Genomic DNA, 2,976 nt, shown 5'->3' with positions numbered 1-2,976 from the left:
TTCTACATCCCAGAGTATGATAGTCCCGTCATCACTACCGCTTACCAAAGTCTTGCCGTCAGGACTAAAATTAACGCTATAGACAGAGCCATCATGCCCTTTGAGGGTGCGGATTTCCTTGCCTGTTTCTACATCCCAGAGTATGATAGTCCCGTCATCACTACCGCTTACCAATGTCTTGCCGTCGGGACTAAAATTAACGCTATAGACAGTGCCATCATGCCCCTTGAGGGTGTGGAGTTTTTGGCCTGTTTCTACATTCCAGAGTTTGATAGTCTTGTCATCACTACCGCTCACCAAAGTCTTGCCGTCGGGACTAAAATTAACGCTTGTGACAGCGCTATCATGCCCCTCTAAGTGATTGCGTTCACTTTTGCGGTTGAGAAGTTCCTGTAAGGCATTAGTCACCTCCTTGTTGTACGTCTGCTGCTTTTGTAGAATTTTTCCCGCTTTAATCGCTTCAACGAAAGCCTCCAAGTTTTTATGTTCATTCAATAGAGATAAGGAATATCTACCAAGAGACTCAGCTTGATTATATTCGGCTTCTTTTGTCTTATTCCAAGCCATCCAACCCAATCCCGTACTAATCACCACCGCCACCAAAGAAACCGCCGCAATCCTTCGCGCTGTTCTAATTTTTTCATTTTTTTGTCGTTCTGCTTGACTAATACTCGCCTTAATAAACTCTATCGCCACAGTATCTAAATTAGGCAGAGAATTATTCTTTTGAAACTCAACAATTTTAGCTAACTTAGAACCTCCCCAAAGCTCACTACTCGCTTTTACTGCATCTTGCTTCTGTAAATCATCCCACTGTTTTGCATCAGCATATAAACGACTTCTCAGAACAATTATCTCCTCCTTTTCCCTAATTAAATCCTGTAACACTTTCCAAGAACGAATTAACGCCTCATGCGCCACCTCAACCGTCGCCTTCCCGTCTTCTCCCTTACTCACCAAAAGACGATTATCTATCAATTGATAGAGAACCTCCTTTTGCATTTCCTCCTGTTCAAAACTCGATTTATCCGCCCTTCTGCTAACCGCTTTTTCCCCTTCTAAACTAATTAACTCTAGAAAAATTTCCTCTGCTGCTTTCCGTTGCTGTTCATCAAATTTACTATAAATTTTATCCGCTTGTTTTTCTAGCGCACCCGTTACCCCACCAATCTCTTGATAAATCTTAATATTTAAAACCCGCTCTTGAATATGATTTTTTTCCCACAATAAATCTAACGTATATTGTAACAGAGGTAAAGAGCCAGCCTGTTCATAAAAATCGGCAATAATTTGATTAATTAATCCCTGTTCAAAAATTACCCCATTTCTCGCCGCCGGTTCAGCAATAGCTAATCTTAACTGACTTTCATCCATATCCGTTAACATCTTGCTATACTGATCATGGATTTTTCCTAAACTGGGATAAGGACTTAATTTATCTAAAAAATCCGCCCTCATCGTCATCACAATTTTAACTAAACTATTATTATTTTCAATTAATTTAATCAAACTTTTAATGAAAATATCTCTTTCCGTCTTCGGTGTACGAGTAAATAATTCCTCAAATTGGTCAATAAAAATAAACCATAAATCAGAATTATTTTTTAATCCTTCAACCACCTTAATTAAAGTATCTTCCTTAACAGCTTGTGCTAATTGTGCTTCGGATTGTGTATATCTATTCCTTAAAAGACAATAAAAAGACTCAAAGGGATTAACATCAGGAACAAAAGTTAAATTAACCAATCTATTTGCGCCAAAATTATCCTTTAACTTAGGAATTAAACCCGCTTGCACGAGAGAAGACTTACCACTTCCCGACGCACCTAAAAGCAATAAAACATTCTTTTGCTTTAAATAATCGGTTAACTCAACAATCCAATTATCTCGCCCAAAAAACCTATCCTTATCATCTACTTCAAACTTCCTTAAACCCAAATAAGGTGAACCCGTAATTAAAGTTTGAGCCTGAATCTCAACTCCTGACTTTTGGGTGATAATATATTGATTGATTACACCGCCACTAATATCACCTGCAATTCCCTTAAATTCACCATCACCAATAAGACCTTTAACATCACCACCTATTTCTGAATAATAACTTTTATCAGTCATTTTTGCTACCCCAAAATTATTCTTTTCAAGTTAACTTTAAATTGCAGTTTTAGAATTAGCACTCTTTAAGGACTTCCTACTAAACCAAACAATTTAGCCAAACCGCCTAAAATCGTTACAATTAAAGCGACTAAAATCCCTCGACTGACAAACTCTTGATTCTCTAAGCGCTTTTCCAATCCATCAATTTTTCCCTCTAGACGCTTCTCGACACCATCAATTTTTTCCTCCAGACGCTTCTCGACACCATCAATTTTTTCCTCCAGACGCTTCTCGACACCATCGATTTTTTCCTCCAGACGCTTAATTTCACCTTTAACTTCACTAAGTTCAATCTTAATATCAGTAACATCTTTTTGAAGATTATCTAACTTTTGATTGATTTGAATTAGAAAATCTTTAAGTTCTACCTCAACAGTAATTGACATAAATTTCCCTCCTAAATAATCCTCAACTAATTAATGTTCTGACTAATATTTACACCACTAATATCTCCTGCAATTCCCTTCAAAGTACCATCTCCCACCATTCCTTTAATATCATCACCAACATTAATATTATACTTACCTGCGGCAAATTCTTCAGGTTTTAATTGCTTAAGTAATTCTTCTGCTGTCTTAATAACCTCTGCATCTCTATCAATTTTTGCTTCAAGTAACTCTTCTTTGAGCAGTGTTTTTACCCCCTCTGAATCTGGTTTTTTCTCATGTTTATCGACGATATCACTATCATCTGTTTTCCCTTTTTCTGCAAATTTCTTCTTAATCAACGCTTTTAAACCCTCATAAGCATCCTTAACGGCTGTTCCTGCCGTATCCTTAGCAGCAGCCGCCGCACCAGCAGCCAACGCAGCGAGAATTA

The 2,976-nt window shown here is 37.6% G+C and carries 3 protein-coding genes; all 3 read right to left on the bottom strand.

The window, feature by feature from the left end:
- A partial coding sequence (locus tag PX481_RS13820) for a WD40 repeat domain-containing protein (RefSeq protein ID WP_288094769.1) occupies positions 1-2,115 on the bottom strand: 2,115 nt, incomplete at its 3' end.
- 65 nt (positions 2,116-2,180) lie between these two features.
- Positions 2,181-2,543, bottom strand: a complete 363-nt coding sequence (locus PX481_RS13815) for a coiled-coil domain-containing protein (RefSeq protein WP_002763821.1) — start codon at positions 2,541-2,543, stop codon at positions 2,181-2,183.
- A gap of 26 nt (positions 2,544-2,569) precedes the next feature.
- Positions 2,570-2,974: a Het-E N-terminal domain-containing protein gene (locus PX481_RS13810; protein WP_288094767.1), complete on the bottom strand. Its 405-nt coding sequence runs from the start codon at positions 2,972-2,974 to the stop codon at positions 2,570-2,572.
- Positions 2,975-2,976 lie beyond the last annotated feature (2 nt).

It is taken from the genome of Microcystis sp. M53603_WE2, from assembly GCF_030065435.1.
The sequence above is the reverse complement of the archived record's forward strand: the minus strand, read 5'-3'. Positions and strand labels throughout refer to the sequence as shown.

Bases quoted from the DNA above. Each gene is read 5' to 3' on its own strand.
- PX481_RS13815 (WP_002763821.1), bottom strand. From the start codon at position 2,543: ATGTCAATTACTGTTGAGGTAGAACTTAAAGATTTTCTAATTCAAATC.